The 2,389-nt window shown below is 67.3% G+C and carries 2 protein-coding genes and 1 pseudogene (1 of these 3 only partly in view); 2 read left to right on the forward strand and 1 reads right to left on the reverse strand.

All coding sequences use genetic code 11. The annotated features are described in order from the left end of the window. Positions 1-706 (reverse strand): annotated as a pseudogene (locus tag B3446_RS11045) (acyl-CoA dehydrogenase family protein); it reaches 322 nt to the left of the window's first position. Positions 707-934: 228 nt separating this feature from the next. On the opposite strand from B3446_RS11045, the gene B3446_RS11050 reads away from it, so the two are divergent. Together B3446_RS11050 and B3446_RS11055 are read left to right on the forward strand one after the other, a co-directional pair. Continuing rightward, a complete protein-coding gene (locus B3446_RS11050) occupies positions 935-1,339 on the forward strand; it encodes a Zn-ribbon domain-containing OB-fold protein (RefSeq protein ID WP_191578905.1) in 405 nt (134 codons plus the stop codon). Continuing rightward, positions 1,336-2,389: acetyl-CoA acetyltransferase (locus B3446_RS11055; protein ID WP_291380919.1), on the forward strand; the 1,054-nt coding region annotated here is incomplete at its 3' end. The genes B3446_RS11050 and B3446_RS11055, both read left to right, overlap by 4 nt.

A 2,389-nucleotide genomic window follows, 5' to 3' on the forward strand; every position in this document is an offset into this window, starting at 1 on the left:
AGGTCCAGCCCTGGTTTTCCTCGCCGACCAGGTTGGCGGCCGGCACGCGCACGTCTTCCAGCCAGACCTCGTTGACGTCATGACCGCCGTCCAGCGTGCGAATGGGCCGCACCGTGACGCCCGGCGAGCGCATGTCCAGCAGCAGCATCGAGATGCCACGCTGCGCGCGCGCATCGGGGTCGGTGCGCACCAGGCAGAACATCCAGTCCGCATACTGCGCCAGTGTGGTCCAGGTCTTCTGGCCGTTGACCACATAGTCGTCGCCGTCGCGCACGGCACGGGTCTTCAACGACGCCAGGTCGGAACCGGAACCCGGCTCGGAATACCCCTGGCACCACCAGTCCTCCACACGGATCATGCGCGGCAGCAGCCGGGCCTTCTGCTCGGCGCTGCCGTACTTCATCAACACGGGGCCGATCATGGACAGGCCGAACGGCAGCAGCCGCGGCGCGCCCGCCTTGAAGCATTCCACCTCGAAGATCAGGCGCTGCAAGGCGTTCCACCCCGTGCCGCCGTGTTCGACCGGCCAGTTGGGTGCGCCCCACCCCTGGTCGGCCAGGATGTTGTGCCACCGCACATAGTCATCGCGTTCCAGCCGCTGGTGCCGCAGCACTTTGCTGCGGATGTCTTGCGGCAGCTTCTCGGCGGCGAAGGCGCGCACGGCTTCGCGGAATTGGCGCTCTTCTGGCGTCCAGGTCAGGTTCATGGTCCACCTCCTTTGCCCGGTATCTAGCCACGGCGCGTACCGCCGGACAATCTGCCTCTCCCGAAGACGGGCTTCGCGTTGGGTGTAGGGCGCGCGGTCCACTACGGATTGGCAAAAGTCCTGCTTCAGCAATGAAGAATGGCCGAAGCCGTTGGCAGTGCCGACACTAGGCGCTGTTCAGATTCACGCTTCAGATTCACGCTTCATTCACTGGAATCCCATCGCACCATGACTGCTCCCGATCAGACGGATGGCGTCTCGCAAGGCGTCGAGGCGCAATACCGCAAGGCGCTCGACGACGGCCGCTTCCTCATCCAGCGCTGCGGCGGTTGCGACCGCGCCGTGTTCTATCCCCGCATGATCTGCCCCCATTGCGGCGCGGACCAGCTTTCCTTCGCGGCGCCCGACGGACGCGGCACTGTCTATTCCACCACCGTCGTGCGGCGCAAGCCTGAGGCGGGTGGCGACTACAACGTCGCGCTGATCGACCTGCAGGAAGGCGTGCGGTTGATGAGCCGCGTCGACGGCGTGGCGCCGGACGCCGTGCGCATCGGCATGGCGGTGCGCGCGCAGGTGATCCAGCAGGATGGCCGCGGGGTGGTCGTCTTTGTTCCCAACAAGGAGGCGGCATGACGCTGAACGAATTGCGCGGCGCCGTGGCGGTGGCCGGCGTGGGCCACGCGGGCCTCGGACAGGCCACGGGCTTTACCGAAATGGAAATCCTGGTGCAGGCGGCGCAGCGCGCCGTGGCGGACGCGGGCCTGACGATGCGCGACATCGATGGCATCTGCACGGCCAGCGTGGCCGCGCCGATGTGGGCCATGCCGGTGATCGAACACCTGGGCATCCGCCCGACGTTCATCGACAGCACCATGCTGGGCGGCTCGAGCTTCGTGGCGCATCTGATGCCGGCGCTGCACGCGCTGGCCTCCGGCCAATGCAATGCCGTGCTGGTCTGCTACGGCAGCACGCAGCGCACGTCCACGCTCAGCCGCGCCGAGGTCGGGCGCGTGCGCAAGCAGTTCGATCCGCAGCCTTACGAAGCGCCCTACGATCCGCTCAACCCGCTGTCCTCGTATGCGCTGGCAGCCGCCCGGCACATGCATCAGTACGGCACCCGACGTGAGGATCTGGCGCGGGTGGCGCTGGCGGCCAACCAGTGGGCGCAGCTCAATCCGGAAGCGCAATTGCGCGAACCGGCCACGCTGGATCAGATCCTGTCCGCGCGCATGGTGTCCGACCCCTTGAGCGTGCGCGATTGCTGCCTGGTCACCGACGGCGCGGGCGCCTACGTGCTGGTGCGCGCCGACCGCGCCCGCGATATGCCGCGTCCGCCCGTCTATGTGCTGGGCAACGCGACGGCGGTTTGGAACCGGCAGATCTCTTCGATGGAAGACCTGACGGTCACCGCCGCATCCGAGTCCGGCCGCCGCGCCTTCGCCATGGCGGGCCTTGCCCCCAAGGACATCGACGTCGTCGAGCTCTACGACGCCTTCACCATCAACACGCTGCTGTTCCTCGAAGACCTTGGCTTCTGCGCCAAGGGCGAAAGCAAGGAGTTCATCGCGGACGGCGGCATTGCGCCCGGGGGCCGGCTGCCGGTCAACACCAACGGCGGCGGGCTGTGCTGCGTGCATCCCGGCATGTATGGCGTCTTCATCATGATCGAGGCGGTGCGCCAGC

The organism is Achromobacter sp. UBA5777 (assembly GCF_002418565.1).
GTDB classification, from domain to species: Bacteria; Pseudomonadota; Gammaproteobacteria; order Burkholderiales; family Burkholderiaceae_B; genus Achromobacter; species Achromobacter animicus.